Genomic DNA, 16676 nt, shown 5'->3' with positions numbered 1-16676 from the left:
GGTGCCCGAGCCGCCGTCCGGAGGGCACCGGAGTCTGGAGGGCACCGGATGACGACCGAGGCGCTCCACCGGTGGGTGCGTCCGCCGTACCTGCTGCTGCCGCTGGCGCTGCTGGTCTGGCTGCTCTCGCTGCGCACCGTGGACCTGGCCGGGATGGACGACCTGGGGCTGCTCCAGGTGCTGCCCGCCGGGTACTGGGTGGCGGTGGTGCTGCTGACGGCCGGCTTCTGGCTGGCGCTGCGCGACCGCGCCGTCCCCGTCCGGTGGCTGACGGGGTACCTGCTCGGACTGGTCGCGATGATCCACGCGACCCCGGCACTGCTCTACCCGACGCTGCGCTACTCCTGGGCCTGGAAGCACATCGCCGTGCTGGACGCGATGCTGCGCAGCGACGGCCAGGTGCCGCACGCCGGGGGCTTCGACATCTACAACCAGTGGCCCGGCTTCTTCCTGCTGAACGCCCTCTACCTGCGCGTCACCGGCCTGGAGTCGGCCCTCGGCTACGCGGCCTGGGCCCCGCCGGTGGTGAACGCGCTGCTGCTCGGCCCGCTGCTGCTGCTCTACCGCTCCTTCTCCACCGACCGGGGCCTGGTCTGGGGCGCGCTCTGGGTCTACTACTGCTGCGCCTGGGTCGGCCAGGACTACTTCGCCCCGCAGGCCTTCGCCTTCCTGCTCTTCGTGACGGTGCTGGCCCTGGTGGCCCGTCAACTCCCGGGCGCCGCCCCGGGCGGAGGCGCGCACGCCTCCGGCTCACCGGAGCGGGCCGGCCCGCCCCGGCTGCTCCCGCTGCTGGCGGTGCTGCTGCTGGAGGCCGCCGTGGTGGTCTCGCACCAGCTCACCCCGCTGATGCTGATATGCGTGCTGACCGCCCTCGCGCTGCCGCGGCGCAACCGGCGGGCGGTGCTGCCCGCGCTGGCCGGGGCGGTGCTGCTCACCGTGCTCTGGGACACCACGGCCGCCCGGCCCTTCCTGGCCAGGAACCTGCCGGAGTTCCTGGACGGGCTGACCTCGCCGGACTCCAACGTGGTCTCCGGGCTGGCCGGGCTGGGTGCCGCCGCGCCGGGCCAGGTGGTGGTGGCCTGGGTGGACCGCGGGCTCTCCGCCGCCGTCATCCTGCTGGCCGTGCTGGCCGTCTGGCGCCGGCCCTGGGTGCGCCGCTCCGCCCTGCCGCTGATGGCGGCGGCCCCGCTGCCGCTGCTGCTGGCCAACAGCTACGGCGGCGAGATGATCTTCCGGGTCTACCTCTTCGCGCTGCCCGCCTGTGCCTTCCTGGTCACCGCCCTGCTCCGCCCGACGGCCCGCTCCGGGGTGCGGGCGACGGCGGCCGTGGCGGTGGTGCTGACCCTGCTCGGCGGCCTGTTCTTCGGCTACTACAGCAAGGAGAACATGAACTACTTCACCCCCGGCGAGGTCTCCGCGGTGGCCAGGATGATCGAGGTGGCACCACCCGGCGCGGTGATCGTCTCGGTCACCGGGAACGTTCCGGGGGTGGCCTCCCACTACGACGTCCACCCCCGGGTCCAGCTGAACCAGGAGAGCGAGGACGTCCGCCGCCAGCTGGCCACCGACCCGCTGGCCGCGCTGGCCCGGGCCACCGCCTTCGCCCCGCCGGGCACGCCCTTCTACCTGGTGCTCAACCGGGGCCAGGCCGCCGAGTGCTACCTGACCGGCGTGCTGCCCGCCGACACGGTGGCCCGGCTGGGCACCGCGGTGGACGAGGCGCCGCGCTTCGCCGTGGTGGACCGCAACGACGACGCGGCGGTCTACCGCTACGTCCCCGATCCGGGCTGACCGGGGCGGGCCGTCCGAGGAGGTGTCAGAGGTGTTCCGTCGCTTCGCCGTTCCCCTGCTGCCCGTCCTGGCGGGCTGGGCCGCGCTGGCCGCCCTCGCCCTGCCGCAGGCCGTCCGACTGCCCGTCACCCTGCTGTTCCTGCTGGCCGGTCCGGGCACCGCGCTGGCCCGGCTGGCACCCGGGCGGGGCGGGCGGACCCGGTCGGTGGTGCTGGCCGGGGCCCTCGGGCTCGCGGTGGAGACCCTGGTCGCGGTGGCGCTCTACCTGGGCGGCTGGTTCACCCCGGCGCGGGCGGTGCTGGTGCTGGCCCTGCTGACCACTGCGGCGGTGCTGGCGCGTCCCCCGTTCGGCCGGGTGGGTTTGGCCGGGCTGCTCCTGCTGGTCAGCGCCTGCGGCGGCGGGGGCACCGGCCACGAGGTGTGGAACACCCCCGGTGCCCGGATCTCCGAGAGCACCGCCTCCGCCGCGGCCTCGGCCCCCGCTCCGGCGGGCGACTGGCGGCTGGTGCTCCAGGACGAGTTCGACGGCACCGCGCTCGACACCCGGCGCTGGGCCACCTGCTACGACTGGAACGACGGGGGCTGCACCAACAAGGCCAACGGGGAGTTGGAGTGGTACCTGCCCTCCCAGGCCACCGTCGGCGGCGGCGCGCTGACCCTGACGGCGCAGCGCCGCCCCACCACCGGCGCCGACGGGCACGTCTACCCGTGGACCTCCGGCATGGTCACCACCGGCCGGGACTCCTGGGACGCGCCGCCCCGGCAGGTCTTCACCCGCGGCTACTTCGCGGCGGCGGTCCGGATCCCGCCCGAGGGCGGGATGTTCCCCGCCTTCTGGCTGATGCCGGCGGCCACCCGCACCACCCCGCCCGAGCTGGACGTGGTCGAGTTCATCGGCTCCACCGACCGGGCCCAGTTCACCGTGCACTGGCCCGGCCCGGGCGGCCAGGACCTGCACGACTCGGCCTCCTTCGGACCGGCCGACTTCCCCGCCGGGTACCACGTCTTCGCCCTCGCCTGGGAGAAGGACTCGCTCACCTGGTACGTGGACGGGGTCGCCCGGCACCGCGAGACCAGGCCCGAGCGGATCCCGGACCAGCCGATGGAACTGCTGCTCGACCTGGCGGTCGGCTACCCCTCGGCCCCGCCGGACGGCGTGGACACCGCCCGGATGCAGGTCGACTGGGTCCGGGTCTGGCAGCACTGAGCGGCCGCCGGCCCGATGGCCCGGCGGCTCGCGGATCCAGCGGCTCACAGGTCCGGCGGCCCGCCGACCGGGCGGCCCACCGCGGCCCGCAGCCGCCGGTAGTACCGCCAGCCCTTGGTGCGCAGGTGCTCCGGGAAGGGCGCGACGGGGGCTCCCTCGCCGTCCGACCAGCGCCGGAAGTGCTCCGGCGTGGTGTCGGCGCGCACCATCAGCCGGGCGATCCGCAGCGGGTCGTCGTTGCCGGAGCTGAAGGCGTTGCCCACCGCGCAGGCCGAGGTGAACCCGGCCAGGGCCACCTGGCGCCGCACCGACGGGCTGGAGTAGCCGTGCGGGTAGGCGAAGGAGAGCACCTGGTGGCCGAGCACGTCCTCCAGCTCCCGGCGGCAGCCGACGATCTCGCCCGGCAGCCAGCGGCCCGGCAGGGTGTCCAGCTGCGGGTGGGTCCGGGTGTGCGCACCGATCTCCACCCCGCAGGCGTCCAGGGTGACCACCTGACGCCAGTTCAGCATCCGGGCCGGCGGCAGCAGGCTGCCGGAGGCCGGGCCGCCGGGCGGGTGGACGGCTCCCGTGGTGACGAACAGGGTGGCGGGCAGGCCGCGGTCGGTGAGCTGCTGGACCGCCGTCCAGTAGAAGTCGGCGAAGCCGTCGTCGAAGGTGAGCACCGCGCAGTTCTCCGGCAGCGCCGGACCGCCGCGCAGCGCGGAGACCAGCCGGTGCAGCGGGACGACGGTGCGTCCGCTGTCGGCGATCCGGTCCAGCTGTTCGGCGAAGGCGCGCGGGGTGACGGTCCACGGGGCGATCCAGGAGGGCGGGTCCTCGGAGACCGAGTGCCACAGGTACACCGGTACGACGGTCATGGCGCACCTCCCGGCCCGCCCGGCCCGCCCGCCCCTCCCCCTCTTCCGGCCGGGGCCGCGGGCGGGGCGGCGGACGGCGGGGGCACCGCCGACGGGAGCGCCTGGCGCAGCCGGCCGGTGGTGTAGCCGGTCACCGTGACGGCCACCCCGAGGGCGAGCGCGGCCAGCTCGCGCGGGCCGCCGCCCTCCCGGCTCAGCGCCCGGGCCATCCCGCGCGGCACGGCCGCGTACAGGTAGCGGCGCTCGCTGGCCAGCGCCGGGCGGCGTCCGGTGTGCCGGGCGACGGCGGCCTTGGAGAGGCCCTCGGCGAAGCAACGCGCCCGGAAGTAGCTCCAGTTGGTGCGGCCCTCGGGCACGCGGTGGCTGACCCCGGCGGTGGGCTCGTAGCGCAGCACGGCGCCGGGGTGACGGGCCGTCAGCCGGATGCAGAGCTCGGTCTCCTCACAGCCCAGCGGGCGGCTGCCGACCCGGCCGAGGTCGGGGCGGAAGCCGCCCGCGGCGAGCAGCTCGGCCCGCCGGAAGGACATGTTGGCGCCGATGAAGTTCCGTACGCAGCCGCCCTGTTCGGGCATGCCGAGGTAGGAGCAGCCGACCACCCAGTCGAACTCGGGCGGGAACCAGGAGGGGCGTCCGCTCTCCCAGTGCGGGCGGACCAGGCCGCCGACGCCGAGCACCCGCTCGTCCCGGTAGCCGGCCAGCAACCGCTCGGTCCAGTCCGGGTCGGCGGTGGCGTCGTCGTCCAGGAAGGCGACCACCTCGCCGTGGGCCAGCGCGGTGCCGGTGTTGCGCGCGCCGGACAGGCCGGGGCGCTCGTGGTTGGGCACCACCCGCACCCCGGCCAGCACTCCGGCGGCCCGTACGGCCAGCTCGGGGCAGTGGTCGACCACCAGCAGCAGCTCCTCGGCGGGGTGGTGCTGGCGCTGCACCGAGCGGACCGCGGCCACCAGATCGGGCCAGCGGGCCATGGTGTAGGAGCAGATGACCACCGTGAGGGTGGGCGGACGGCCCGTCAGGACCGGTTCGGTGAGCGGGTGGGCGGTCATCGCCGTCACCGTCCCTTCGGGAGCCAGCGGCCCAGGGTGGCCAACAGGGGGAGCGCCAGGGCGCTCTCGGCGATCAGCCAGGCCAGGCCGACGCCGGTGATGCCGAGCGGGGGGATCAGCAGGAGGGCGAGCAGCAGCACCAGCCCCAGCAGGGCGGCCTGCAGGGCGACCACCGGGCGCATCGCCCGGCGAGCCCGGCAGACGTCCACGGCCAGGCCGAGCACCAGGTTCGGCAGGGCGGCCAGGGCGAGCAGCCGCAGCGCGGTGGTGCCGTGCTCGGCGTAGCCGGGGCCGAACAGCGAGAGCATCCACGGGGCGGCCACCGCCAGCACCACCGCGCCGGCGCCGATCAGCAGCGCGGAGTGCCGCAGCACCCGGCGGGCCTGGGCGGCCAGCTGCTCCGGGGCGTGCGCGGCCTCGACGATCAGCGAGCTGCCCATGTTGAGCGCGGCCAGCTGGAGGGTGTACGCGATCACCCAGGCGAGGGAGAAGTACGCGTTCTGCTCGGCCCCGAGCCGTCCGAGCACCAGCAGCGGCAGCACGCTGTACGAGGCGGTGCGCAGCAGGGCGCCGAGGTAGTCGGCGGCCGCGTAGCGGACCAGCCCGACGGGCGGGTCGGCTTCCCGGCCCGCCCGGGCGTGGGCCGGGACGGCGCGGCGGAACAGGTAGGCGTTGGTGACCAGCAGGGAGATCAGCAGGGCCACGCTCCAGGCCGGCAGGATGCCGGAGCCGGGCAGCAGCAGGACGCAGGCGCCGAGCAGCGCGGTCTTGGCGACGGCGAACAGCGCGTTCTCGCCGAGCACCCAGCCGGGGCGGCGCAGGCCGGTGAGCGCGCCGTCCTGGAGCACGAAGAGGGTGTACCCGGCGGCGGCCGCGAGGAAGGCCGCCGCGGTCAACGGGGCGCGCAGGAAGCCGAGTTCGGGGGCCAGCACGGGGACGAGCAGCAGGAAGGCGCCGGCCGCCAGCACGGTGGCGGCCGAGCTGACGGCGTAGCAGCGCAGCAGCAGCCGGCGGGTGTGCCGCCCCGCGGTGGGGACGAAGCGCATCAGCACGTCGCCGAGGTTGAACTGGCCGATGCCGGAGAGCAGCGCGGCGGCGGCCAGCGCGGCGTAGCCGCGGCCCACCGCCGCCGGGCCGTACCAGGCGGAGGCGAGCAGCCAGAACAGGCCGCCGAGCCCGGCGGTGAGCAGGGAGCTCGCCGTCAGGACGTGGCCGTTGCGCAGCAGGGGCTCGGTGGCCAGGGCGGCCCGCAGCCGGGCCCGGAGCAGGGCCGGGTAGGAGCACTGGCAGGGCAGCGGGAGCGGGCAGCCGCACCCCGCGGTCGTGGTTCGCCCGGCCGTGGTGCCCGCGGTGGTGACGGCCATCGGGCTCACCCCGCCCGCAGGCTCGGCACTCGGGCGCCGGCCGGCTCCGGGCCGCGCGCGATCCGCTCGTCGGCGATCCGGCGCCGCTCGGCCTGGTGCTGGGAGCGCAGGTAGCCGAGCGGGCCGTACAGCATGCCGGAGAGCTCGAGCAGGGTGAGCCGGGTCGAGTGCTCCCCCTGCACGGTGGTGCGGTTCCTGGCCTGGCCGAGGGCCTGGCGCAGCCCGCCGGGAAGGCGGCGCACCAGGGCGGGCAGCAGCCGGGGGTCGGCGCTGACGGCGGCGGCCAGGTAGGCGCCGAGGCCGGCGCCGTAGCCGTAGAGCTGGGCGGGCAGCGCCTCGTCGGTGCGGCGGTGGCGGTGCCAGATGATGGCGTCGGGCCGGTAGTCCAGCACCAGACCGGAGTTGACGATCCGGAAGAAGGCCAGCAGGTCGTCGCCGCCGTGCGCGGGGGTGCCGGCCCCGGTGGCGGGGTCGAAGCCGCCGAGGGCGCGGAGCAGTCCGGTCCGGAAGGCCATGTTGGCCCCGGATCCGAACCGGCCGGCGGTGAACGGGAAGAGCGGGTCGGCGCTCGGCAGGTCGAGGGCGTGCCGGCGTCCGGCGAAGCCCTTGTCGTAGCCGCCCTGGCGGTGCAGGGCGAGCTGGGCCGGGGTGGCCAGTTCGGCGGGCAGGATCAGGCCGGTGACGCAGCCGGTCCTGGCGTCGTCGTCGAAGGCGGCCGTCAGGGCGGCCAGCCAGTTCCGGTCCACCAGGGTGTCGTCGTCGGTGAAGGCGACCAACTCGCCCCTGGCGGCGGCCAGTCCGAGGTTGTGCGCCCGGGCCAGGCCCGCCACCGGCTCTCGCAGGTAGCGGACCCGGCCGGCGTACCGCTCGCGGATCAGCGCGTGGGCGTCGTCCCCTGCCGGGGCGTTGTCGACCACCAGCACCTCGTACCGCGGGCTGTCGATCCGCAGTAGGGAGTCAAGGCACTGGCGGAGCGGCTCCGGTCTGTCATGGGTGGCGATCACCACGCTGACGCGCGGCGGATGGCCCGCGGGCGTCCGGGGGCCGCCGACCCGACTTGAGGGCCCGCCGGACGTCGCGGAGGTCAACCGGTCATTCTTCGTGGGTGGTTGGTCGGGGACGGGGCCGAGTTCGCGGTGAGCGGCAGCGACCAGCGACCGGTACGTGCCGCCGGGGTCGGCGGGGTCGGCACCGGTGGCCTCGACCAGGCCGAGCGGGTGTCCGTGCAGCCGCACCAACGCCAGCACGCGGCCGTCGGGAGCGGCCGGCCCGGTGCCGCCGGGCGAGCGCAGCTCACCGGGTTCGGCCAGGTCCAGTTCGACCACGTGGACGGGGGTGTCGAGCGTGTCACGGGCGGCGGGGCAGGGGCAGGCCGCTGCGGTCCGCTGGTCGTTGCCGTTCATCATCGCTCCCTCGGCACGGGGGCGGCCGCACCCCGGCCGCCAGGTCGTTCGGCGATCAGGGTGCGCAGCACCCGGCGGCCGTCGGAGACGGCGTGCAGGTGCGAGCGTCCGCTGCGTCGGGGGAGTTCCAGGCTCGGTACCTCGGCGATCCGCAGGCCGGAGCGGAGCGCGTGCGCGACCATCTCCGCCTCGATCTCGAAACCGGCCGAGCGCAGGTCGAGTTGGTCCAGGAAGCTGCGGCGGAAGGCGCAGAAGCCGTAGCAGAGGTCGGTCAGCCTGGCCCGGTAGAGCCGGTTCACCACGCTCAGCAGCGCGAGGTTGCCGAGCGTGCGGATCCGGGTCAGGTCGAGGGAGCCGCCGCCGCCGATGCAGCGCGAGCCCTTCACGAAGTCGTAGCCGTGGTCCAGGAAGTGCAGGTAGTGCGGGATCTCGCCGGGCCACATGGACCCGTCCGCGTCCATCATCACCACGTACTCGCCGGTGGCGGCGGCGAATCCGGTGCGCAGCGCGTTCCCCTTGCCGGGGGCGCTCTGCTGGAGGGAACGGACGGTGGGGAGGGCGTGTTCGGCGACGGCCAGGGTGGCGTCGTCGGAGGAGCCGTCGACCAGGATCACCTCGTCGACGCAGCACGGGATCTGTTCGAACACCCAGGGGATGTTGCGGGCCTCGTTCTGCGCGGGGATGACCAGGCTGACGGAGTGTCGGGTCCGTGTCCCGTCCTCCACCCGGCGCCGGGGCCGCTCGGCCGGCGGCCGGTCGGTGGAGCGGCGCAGCGGTCGGATCTCGCGGTCCGGGTACGGGAGGACGTTGGGAGGCAGCGTGGTGCTCATCGTTGGACAGCCTCTCGGGAGGCAGCGGGCACGCCGGTACTCCCACGGGCGTGGCCCTCTGTCGACGGGGCGGAGTGCACCGCGCCTCGGGCGCGGGATGGCCCCGGTTGAAGGGGGAGAGCGGTTCAGAACGGCGCGGGGGTTGTGGTGAGGACTCCCCGAGAACCCTTCGGGATCCGCGCCGACCGGTCTCCGGCGGCAGGAGCCGCCTGGGTCGGGCAACTGGCGAATGAACTGGTGCCAGGGCCTCATCGTCCGCCCGCCCGACGGACGATGTCAACCCTTATGTCCGAATTGACCTAAGGGAGTTCGGTCCGCTCGGCCGCGGTCTGCTCGGCCAGCCGCCGGGCGATGTCCTCCGGGCGGGCCGGGCGGCCGAAGAACCAGCCCTGGGCCCAGTCGCAGCCCATCTCGCGCAGCCGCGCGGCGTCCTTGTCGGTCTCCACGCCCTCCGCCGTGACGGTCAGCCCCAGGGTGTGGGCCAGCGAGACCAGGCCGCTGACGATCCGCCAGCCGGTGTGGGTGTCCTTGGCCGGGTCGTGCATGTCGCCGACGAAGGAGCCGGCGATCTTCAGGCAGGAGACCGGCAGGTCCCGCAGGTAGGCGAGGTTCGACCAGCCGGTGCCGAAGTCGTCCACCGCCAGCGAGACGCCCAGGTCACGCACCCCGTGCAGGGCCTTCAGGGTCTCGTCCTCCGGGCCGACCACGGTGGACTCGGTGATCTCCAGCTGGAGCTTGCCGGGCGGCAGCCCGGTCTTGCGCAGGATCCGGTCCACGTCGGTGACCAGCCCGGCGCTGCGGGCCTGACGGACCGCCAGGTTGACGTTCAGCTGCGGGGCCGCCTCGCCGAACTCCCGTACCCACTCGGTGGCCTGACGACACGCCTGCTCCAGCACCCAGCGGCCGAGCGGCATGATCAGGCCGGTCTCCTCGGCCACCCCGATGAACTCGTCCGGGCCGAGCACCCCGAGCTGCGGATGTCTCCAGCGCACCAGCGCCTCGACCGCGACCAGCCTGCCGTCGTCCAGGGAGCAGAGCGGCTGGTAGTCGATGTAGAACTCGCCCCGGTCCAGCGCGGCCGGCATCCGGACGGACACCGCGTAGCGGCTGACCGCCCGGGCGTTCTCCTTGGGGTCGAAGAGCGTCCAGCGCCCGCGCCCGGCTTCCTTGGCGCGGTAGAGCGTCAGGTCCGCCGCGCGCACCGCCGCGCCCGGGGTGGTGGTGGCCACCCGGCGCTCCAGCACGCCGACGCTGGCGCCGACGGCCAGCGAGTGGTCGCCCACCTGCACCGGTCTGGCGAGTGCGGCCAGTACCGTCTTGGCGGCGGCCACCGCCTCCTGCTCGCCCCGGCAGTTCTCCAGCAGCACCACGAACTCGTCGCCGCCGAGGCGGGCCACCAGGTGGCCGAGCGGGGTCAGCGCGGTCTCCAGCCGCTGGGCGACGGCGGCCAGCAGCTGGTCACCGGTGTCGTGCCCGAGGCTGTCGTTGACCACCTTGAAGCCGTCCAGGTCCACGTAGCAGAGGCCGAAGCGGGCGCCGGGCTCCGGCTCCTCGAAGAGCTTCTCCAGCCGCTCGAAGAAGGCCACCCGGTTGGGCAGGCCGGTCAGCGGGTCGTGGGTGGCCTGGTGGCGCAGCCGCTCCTGGAGGCGGTACCGGTCGGTGATGTCCTCCAGCATCGCCACCTGGTACAGCGGCACGCCCTCGTCGTCCCGGATCAGCGAGACGGTCAGGTGGGTCCAGACCACCTCGCCGTCCTGCCGGTAGTACGGCTTGTCGAACTGGAAGTACTCGGTGCGCCCGGAGATCAGGTCCTCGTACGCCTCCCAGACGCCGGGGGTGTCCTCCGGGTGCACCAGCTCGTCCACCCGACGGCCCGTCATGTCGATCGGGCCGGTGCCGAAGATCTCCCCGAGCGCCTTGTTCACCGAGATGATGTTGCCGTCGGTGTCGCCGATGCCGATGCCGATCGCGGCCGACTCGAAGAGCGCGCGGAACTTGTTCTCCGACTCCCGCAGCGCCTTCTCCACCTCCAGCTTGGCGGTGTCCGCCGCCAGCCGGATCGCCTCCTGCTCCCGCAGGGTCCGCTCGCGCAGGGCGCGCGCCCAGCCGGCCGCGAAGGAGCCGCAGAGCTCGGGGCCGCGGCCGTCCCGGTCCGGCGTGCGCTGGAGCAGCTCCACCGCCCGGGCGAGCACCACCGGGTCGGTGAAGTGCGCGTCCACCAGCTGGGCCCCGGCCTGGGCGGCCAGCTCCGGGCGGAACGGCTCCTCGGACTGCGCCCGGTGCAGCAGCGCGGCCGTCCGGGAGACCAGTCGGCGCAGGATGCCCGGGTGCACGGCCGCGCCGTGGCCGCTGGAGAGCAGCCGCTCCCACTCGTGGTGGAAGCGGACCTCCCGCTCGGCCTGCGCCAGCCCCTCGGTCTCGCCCGGGCCTGCGGTCACGGCTTCAGCCCGACGCCCACCAGACCGGTCATCCGCTCCGGGTTCGGGCCGACCGACTCCGGGTCCTCCGGGCGCCACTGGGGCATGTAGACCAGGCCCGGCTCCAGCAGCTCGAAGCCCTCGAAGAAGGCCTCGACCGCCGCGTAGTTGCGCATCGTGATCGGGGTCGGGGTCCGCTTGTAGAGGTCCTGGTGGGCCTCGGCCTGGTCCGGGCGGCCCTCCAGCGAGGCGTGGCACATGACCAGGGCGCTGCCGGAGGGCAGCGCGTCGCGCAGCTGCCGCAGCAGCGCGTACGGGTCGTCGTCGTCGGTGATGAAGTGCAGCACCGAGACCAGCAGCAGGGCGACCGGCTCGCCGTCCGCCAGCAGGTCCTTCACCTCGGGGCGGGCCAGGACGTCCGCCGGATCGCGCAGGTCGGCCTCGACCACCAGGCTCTGCGGGTCGTCCTTGAGGAGCAGGCGGCTGTGCGCGACCGCGATCGGGTCGTGGTCCACGTAGACCACCCGGCTGTCGGGGCGGATCGCCTGGGCCACCTCGTGCACCGCACCGAAGGTGGGGATGCCGGAGCCGATGTCCAGGAAGCGGGTGACGCCGCTCTCGGCGAGGAACTGGACGGCGCGGCGCAGGAAGGCGCGGTTGGCGCGCATGATCTCCGGCAGCTCCGGCCAGAGCTCCATGGCCTTGCGGGCCATCATCCGGTCGACCTCGAAGTTGTGCGAGCCACCCAGGTAGTAGTCGTACATCCGGGCCGCGTTCGGCTTGTCGAGGTCCGTTCCGGCGGGCACCCAGTTCGCTTGCTGCATGACCGCACCCCTACCGGTTCTGATTCTGACGGGACAACACGAGGATCTTCCTATCATCGCTCCGCCGCCTGTCACCAGCGAAGCAGCAGAGACGGAAGTGAACAGTGTGACGAACCGTCTCCCCTCCCCTGCCTGGTCGGTCCCGGCGATCCGTCCCAGAATGGAAGCCTCATGGCCGGACGGATCGAGGACTACGCGCTCCTCGGAGACCTCCAGACCGCCGCCCTGGTGGGCCGGGACGGTTCGGTCGACTGGCTCTGCCTGCCCCGCTTCGACTCCCCCAGCTGCTTCGCCGGCCTGCTCGGCAGCGACCGGCACGGCTCCTGGCGGCTGGCCCCCGAGGGCGGCGGGCCGTGCACGGAGCGCCGCTACCTGCCGGAGACCCTGGTGCTGGAGTCGCTCTGGCGCACGCCCACCGGCACCGTGCGGATCACCGACTTCATGCCCCAGCGCGACCGGCTGCCGCGGCTGGTGCGGCTGGTGGAGGGCCTGAGCGGCGCCGTCCGGATGCGCGGGGCGCTGCGGCTGCGGTTCAACCACGGCCGGATCGAGCCCTGGGTGCGCCGCACCGACCACCACCGGATCGCGGTGGCCGGCCCGGACGCGGCCTGGCTGCGGGTCCCGCCGGGGGTGCACACCTGGGGCGAGGACGGGGCCACCGTCTCGGACTTCACCGTCCGGGCCGGCGAACAGGTGCCGTTCGTGCTCACCTGGCAGCCCTCGCACCACACCACCACGCCCCGCACCGACCCGGCCGGGCTGCTCGCCTCCACCGTGCGGCGCTGGCAGGACTGGGCGGCCGGCTGCCGCTACCAGGGGCCCTACCGGGACCAGGTGCTGCGCTCGCTGATCACCCTCAAGGCGCTCACCTACGACCCGACCGGCGGGATCGTGGCGGCGCCGACCGCCTCGCTGCCCGAGCACCCGGGCGGCGAGCGGAACTGGGACTACCGCTTCTGCTGGCTGCGCGACTCCAGCCTGACCCTGGCCGCCCTGCTGCGCGGGGGCTTCCGGGAGGAGGCGGCGGCCTGGCGCAAGTGGCTGCTGCGGGCCATCGCGGGCGACCCGGGCGACCTCCAGGCGGTGTACGGGGTGGCCGGCGAGCGGACCCTGCCGGAGACGCTGGCCGACTGGCTGCCCGGCTACCAGGGGTCGACCCCGGTGCGGTTCGGCAACGCGGCCGTCCACCAGCTCCAACTCGACGTCTACGGCGAGGTGCTGGACACCCTGGAGCTCTCCTGGCAGGCCGGTGTGCCGATGGAGCGCCAGGTCTGGGGGCTGCTCCGCTCGCTGATGGCCTTCCTGGAGCTGCACTGGCGCGAGCCGGACGAGGGCCTGTGGGAAGTCCGGGGCGGAAAGCGGCAGTTCGTCCACTCCAAGATGATGGTCTGGGTGGCCGCCGACCGCGCCGTCCGGCTCGCCGAGGCCACCGGCCTGCCCGCCCCGCTGGAGCGCTGGCGGGCACTGCGCGACGCGGTGCACGGCGAGGTCTGCGAGTACGGCTATGACCACCACCGCGGCGTCTTCGTCCAGGCGTACGGGGAACGGGAGTTGGACGCCGCCACGCTGCTCCTCGCCAAGTACGGCTTCCTGCCGGCCGAGGACCCGAGAGTGGTGCGGACGGTGGACGCGGTGCGCTCCGGCCTGGACCACGGCGGCTTCGTCCGCCGCTACCGCACCGGTCCGGACGGACTGCCCGGCTCCGACGGGCTGGCGGGGCCGGAGGGCGCCTTCCTGGCCTGCTCGTTCTGGCTGGCCGACGCGCTGACCGCCACCGGGCGCCGCGAGCAGGCCCGCGAGCTGTTCGAGCGGGTGCTCGCGCTGACCAACGACCTCGGCCTGCTGGCCGAGGAGTACGACCCCCGGACGGGGCACCAACTCGGCAATGCCCCACAGGCGTTCACCCACGTCGGGCTGGTCAACACCGCCTTCGCGCTGGACGGCGACGAGGCGGCCGACCCCACCGCCGTGGGGCCGGCCGCCGTACGGTGACGCCGGATCGACCGGCCGTCAGCCGGCCGTCAGCTGGTCGCGGTGCAGCTCAGCGTCGGGGCCGCGTTGGCGCCCGAGTAGCTCGCACCGAAGCCGAAGCCGGTGGAGCCGCCCGCCGCGACGGTGCCGTTGTACCCGGCGTTGACCACCGAGACGGAGCTGCCGCTCTGGGTCACCGTGCCGTTCCAGAGGTTGGTGACCTGCTGGTTGCCCGGCCAGGTCCAGCTGACCTTCCAGCTCTTGGTGGGCGCGGTGCCGGTGTTGGTGACGGTCACGTCGGCGTTGAAGCCGGCGCCCCAGTCGCTGCTCACCTTGTAGGTGGCGGTGCACCCGGCGTTGCCGCCACCGCCGCCGCCCGCCTGGGTGGTGACGGTCAGTGCGGCGGAGGCCGCCGAGACGTTGCCCGCCGCGTCCCGCGCCTTGACGGTGTAGGCGTAGGCGGTGGAGGCGCTCAGCCCGCTGTCGGTGTAGGAGGTGGAGGTGGAGGTGCCCACCTGCACGCCGCCGCGGAAGACCTGGTAGCCCGTCACCCCGACGTCGTCAGTGGAGGCGGTCCAGCCGAGGGTGACGCTGCTGCTGGTGGCGGTGGCGGTCAGGCCCGTGGGCACGGTCGGGGCGGTGGTGTCACCGGGGGTGGTGCCGCCGACCGGCGGGTAGGCGTTGGCCAGCAGCTGGCGGAACTGGGCGGAGAACCAGGCCCCGGCCAGCGGCGCGTCCGGCAGCGCGCCGGACATGTTGTTGTTGTTCCGCGGGTTGCCGGTGTACGTCGGGTCGCACATCCGGTCGAAGCCCTTGCCCTCGTCGTTCGGGATCGCCTTGGAGGCGCCGTCCGACTCGCCCGGCGGCTTGACCCAGACGTAGGCGTCGATGCCCGCGTCGGGAGCCGCGGTCGGCCGCTCGCCGAGGCCCGCACCGGACTGGTTGCACCAGTTGCCGGCCTGCAGGCGGCGGTCGATCCGGCCGCCGTCCACGTAGGCGTCACCGGTGGTCTTCGGGCCGGGGCCGGTCGGGCGGCCCGGGCCGCCCCAGCCGTTGCGGGAGGTGTCGATCAGCATGCCGACGCCCGCGTCGAAGCCGGCCTCGACCGCCTTCTGCCGGAAGGCCTTGGCGTAGGAGAGCTCGTCCACGTAGCGGTTCCAGTCGACCCACTTGGAGGTGCCGCGGATCGACTGGCCGTTCACGGTGTCGTCGATGGTGAAGTACGGCTCCTTCAGCGCCGAGTAGTTGGCGGTGTTGACCACGAAGCCGTGCACCTTGGCCGGGGTGGAGCCGGAGGCGTTGGCGGCCTGGTACAGCAGGTTGACGCTGGGGCCGAAGTTGGAGTCCCAGCCCAGCCAGCCGTGGTGGCCCGCGTCGATGTAGTTGTAGACGTTCGGGATCGCGCCGAGCTTGTTGAGCGCGTAGCCCACGCCCGTCACGTAGTTGCCGTTGGCCTTCATCACGTCGCAGGCGGGGGTGGCGGTGGGGGTGCCGCCGGCGTTGGTGATGAGGTTCGGCAGGGAGTCGATCTCGATGGTGGTGACGATCCGCAGGTTGGCGTAGGCCGGGTCGGCCAGGATCGCGGCGATCGGGTCGATGTAGGCGGTCTCGTACCGGCCGATCTCGGTCGGGCCGAGCTCACCGTTGGAGGCCAGTGCGGCGCAGTCGCGGCCGGGCAGGTTGTAGATCACCACCTGGAACACGTACGGCTTCCCGGCGGCCTGGCGGACCGCCTCGTTGAGGTGGGCGCGCAGGCCCATCGTGCCGTTGGCGCCGTTGATCGCGGCGATCCGGTCCAGCCAGACCGAGGTGGGCTGGTTGGCGACGGCGGAGCCGCCCGGCTCGGCGGCGGCCTTGGCGGACCACTCGGGGTTCACGTAGACCCCGGCACCGACGTACGGGTTGTCGACCTTGGCGGCGGCGTGCGCCGTGGTCGCGGCGCCGGCGACCGGGAGCAGGGAGGCCGCGCCGAGCGTGACGGCCACGGTGGCCGTCCGCAGTCGGCGGAGGAGCTGTCCTGACACGTGCGGATCCTTTCGGGTGGGGGAGATCCGGGTGCGAGCAGCGTGCTGCGAGAAAAGTGGGAGCGCTCCCACGATGTACTGAACCACCTTGCCGTGAGGCTGCCGGGTTCACGGCATATCAACCCACGGAGTTCCGGACGCGTCAAGGACTACGACCGGAGTTGGTGGGAGCGCTCCCGGTCTGACGCAAGAACAAGGGCCCGGGTCCTCCCGGGCCCTGACGGGCCGTCAGCCCGCGCCGGCTACTCGGCGGCGGCGCACTGGCCGAGGGCGGAGACGGCGCCCTGCACCACCCCGGGCAAGGTGGCCATGTCCGGCCCCTGGTTGGTCCTGGCGTTCTGCGCGAGCTTGCCGTAGACCTCGGCGAGCTGCTTGGCGGCGGCCTTGCCCTCGGGGTGCTTGATCTTCTCGGCGTCCTCGCCGAACTGCTTGGCGATGACCTCCAGGTCGGCGGTCGCCTTGGCCTTGTCCGCCATGTCGGCCGTGAGCTTCTGGCCCGCCTCGGTGATGTGCTTCATGGTGTCCCGGCACGGCCCGGCGCCACCCACGCCGTTCTGCGCGGCCGAACCCTGGCCGGTCGCACCCGAATTGACCGCCTTGGACGGAGCGGCCGCATTGCCAGCGCTCCCGGAACCGCCCGAGGAGCACGCGCCGGCGCCGAGCACCACCGCGGCGGCGAGTGCCAATGCGGCCAGGCCGCGGTGCGAAGTCCGAGTGTTCATCTGGGTGCTGCTCCCCCGTGCGTCCTGCCGTGATCCGGTGCAGTCGACCACACCGTTGACAGAGTGTCAACAGATTTCGGGGACCCGGTGTCCGATGGACATCAATCGCCTGAGCAGGCGAAAAGGCTTGTTGCTGGCGAGTAACACCATCGGGTAGCTTGCCGCTCGCTCCAAGATTCAACATCGGTGTCTCCGTCCGGGGGAAGGACGCCAACAGACGCTC

12 protein-coding genes are annotated in these 16676 nt (G+C 73.8%); 3 read left to right on the top strand and 9 right to left on the bottom strand.

Annotated elements, in window-relative coordinates; translation table 11 throughout:
• Positions 1 to 48: 48 nt before the first annotated feature.
• Positions 49 to 1791 (top strand): glycosyltransferase, encoded by a 1743-nt coding sequence (locus ACWCYY_RS01620; RefSeq protein ID WP_449794761.1) that lies wholly within the window; start codon positions 49 to 51, stop codon positions 1789 to 1791.
• 31 nt (positions 1792 to 1822) lie between these two features.
• Complete coding sequence (locus ACWCYY_RS01615) at positions 1823 to 2998, top strand: glycoside hydrolase family 16 protein (RefSeq protein ID WP_449794760.1); 1176 nt, start codon at positions 1823 to 1825, stop codon at positions 2996 to 2998.
• 44 nt (positions 2999 to 3042) lie between these two features.
• On the opposite strand, the gene ACWCYY_RS01610 is transcribed toward ACWCYY_RS01615, so the two are convergent.
• The 7 genes from ACWCYY_RS01610 to ACWCYY_RS01580 form a co-directional block, all read right to left on the bottom strand.
• Positions 3043 to 3855: a polysaccharide deacetylase family protein gene (locus ACWCYY_RS01610; protein WP_345281296.1), complete on the bottom strand. Its 813-nt coding sequence runs from the start codon at positions 3853 to 3855 to the stop codon at positions 3043 to 3045.
• A complete protein-coding gene (locus tag ACWCYY_RS01605; RefSeq protein WP_345281297.1) occupies positions 3852 to 4898 on the bottom strand; it encodes a glycosyltransferase in 1047 nt (348 codons plus the stop codon). Before ACWCYY_RS01605 ends, ACWCYY_RS01610 begins: the two co-directional genes overlap by 4 nt.
• A 5-nt stretch (positions 4899 to 4903) precedes the next feature.
• On the bottom strand, positions 4904 to 6262 hold the full coding sequence (locus ACWCYY_RS01600) for a lipopolysaccharide biosynthesis protein (protein WP_449794759.1): 1359 nt from the start codon (positions 6260 to 6262) through the stop codon (positions 4904 to 4906).
• A gap of 5 nt (positions 6263 to 6267) precedes the next feature.
• Positions 6268 to 7668, bottom strand: coding sequence for a glycosyltransferase family 2 protein (locus ACWCYY_RS01595; RefSeq protein ID WP_449794758.1), 1401 nt, complete (start codon positions 7666 to 7668; stop codon positions 6268 to 6270).
• Positions 7665 to 8495: a glycosyltransferase family 2 protein gene (locus ACWCYY_RS01590; RefSeq protein ID WP_345281303.1), complete on the bottom strand. Its 831-nt coding sequence runs from the start codon at positions 8493 to 8495 to the stop codon at positions 7665 to 7667. The genes ACWCYY_RS01595 and ACWCYY_RS01590 overlap by 4 nt, the downstream gene beginning before the upstream one ends.
• A 299-nt stretch (positions 8496 to 8794) precedes the next feature.
• Positions 8795 to 10933: a putative bifunctional diguanylate cyclase/phosphodiesterase gene (locus tag ACWCYY_RS01585; RefSeq protein WP_345281305.1), complete on the bottom strand. Its 2139-nt coding sequence runs from the start codon at positions 10931 to 10933 to the stop codon at positions 8795 to 8797.
• Entirely contained in the window at positions 10930 to 11736 is an 807-nt protein-coding gene (locus ACWCYY_RS01580) for an SAM-dependent methyltransferase (protein ID WP_449794757.1), read from the bottom strand. Before ACWCYY_RS01580 ends, ACWCYY_RS01585 begins: the two co-directional genes overlap by 4 nt.
• A 171-nt stretch (positions 11737 to 11907) precedes the next feature.
• Here ACWCYY_RS01580 and ACWCYY_RS01575 point away from each other — a divergent pair, with 171 nt between their 5' ends.
• Positions 11908 to 13728, top strand: a complete 1821-nt coding sequence (locus ACWCYY_RS01575; RefSeq protein WP_449794756.1) for a glycoside hydrolase family 15 protein — start codon at positions 11908 to 11910, stop codon at positions 13726 to 13728.
• A gap of 29 nt (positions 13729 to 13757) precedes the next feature.
• Here ACWCYY_RS01575 and ACWCYY_RS01570 read toward each other — a convergent pair whose 3' ends face one another.
• Together ACWCYY_RS01570 and ACWCYY_RS01565 are read right to left on the bottom strand one after the other, a co-directional pair.
• Entirely contained in the window at positions 13758 to 15731 is a 1974-nt protein-coding gene (locus tag ACWCYY_RS01570) for a glycoside hydrolase family 6 protein (protein WP_449794755.1), read from the bottom strand.
• 242 nt (positions 15732 to 15973) lie between these two features.
• On the bottom strand, positions 15974 to 16453 hold the full coding sequence (locus ACWCYY_RS01565; RefSeq protein WP_449794754.1) for a hypothetical protein: 480 nt from the start codon (positions 16451 to 16453) through the stop codon (positions 15974 to 15976).
• Between the last annotated feature and the right edge of the window lie 223 nt (positions 16454 to 16676).

This window comes from Kitasatospora sp. NPDC001664 (assembly GCF_053596675.1).
This window is presented reverse-complemented; position numbering and strand designations above follow the sequence as displayed.

Excerpts from the sequence above, each read along its gene's own strand:
- ACWCYY_RS01605 (WP_345281297.1), bottom strand. The coding sequence starts at position 4,898 with ATGACCGCCCACCCGCTCACCGAACCGGTCCTGACGGGCCGTCCGCCC.
- ACWCYY_RS01595 (WP_449794758.1), bottom strand. The coding sequence starts at position 7,668 with ATGATGAACGGCAACGACCAGCGGACCGCAGCGGCCTGCCCCTGCCCC.
- ACWCYY_RS01620 (WP_449794761.1), top strand. The coding sequence starts at position 49 with ATGACGACCGAGGCGCTCCACCGGTGGGTGCGTCCGCCGTACCTGCTG.
- ACWCYY_RS01600 (WP_449794759.1), bottom strand. The coding sequence starts at position 6,262 with ATGGCCGTCACCACCGCGGGCACCACGGCCGGGCGAACCACGACCGCG.
- ACWCYY_RS01575 (WP_449794756.1), top strand. The coding sequence starts at position 11,908 with ATGGCCGGACGGATCGAGGACTACGCGCTCCTCGGAGACCTCCAGACC.
- ACWCYY_RS01610 (WP_345281296.1), bottom strand. The coding sequence starts at position 3,855 with ATGACCGTCGTACCGGTGTACCTGTGGCACTCGGTCTCCGAGGACCCG.
- ACWCYY_RS01565 (WP_449794754.1), bottom strand. The coding sequence starts at position 16,453 with ATGAACACTCGGACTTCGCACCGCGGCCTGGCCGCATTGGCACTCGCC.
- ACWCYY_RS01580 (WP_449794757.1), bottom strand. The coding sequence starts at position 11,736 with ATGCAGCAAGCGAACTGGGTGCCCGCCGGAACGGACCTCGACAAGCCG.
- ACWCYY_RS01590 (WP_345281303.1), bottom strand. The coding sequence starts at position 8,495 with ATGAGCACCACGCTGCCTCCCAACGTCCTCCCGTACCCGGACCGCGAG.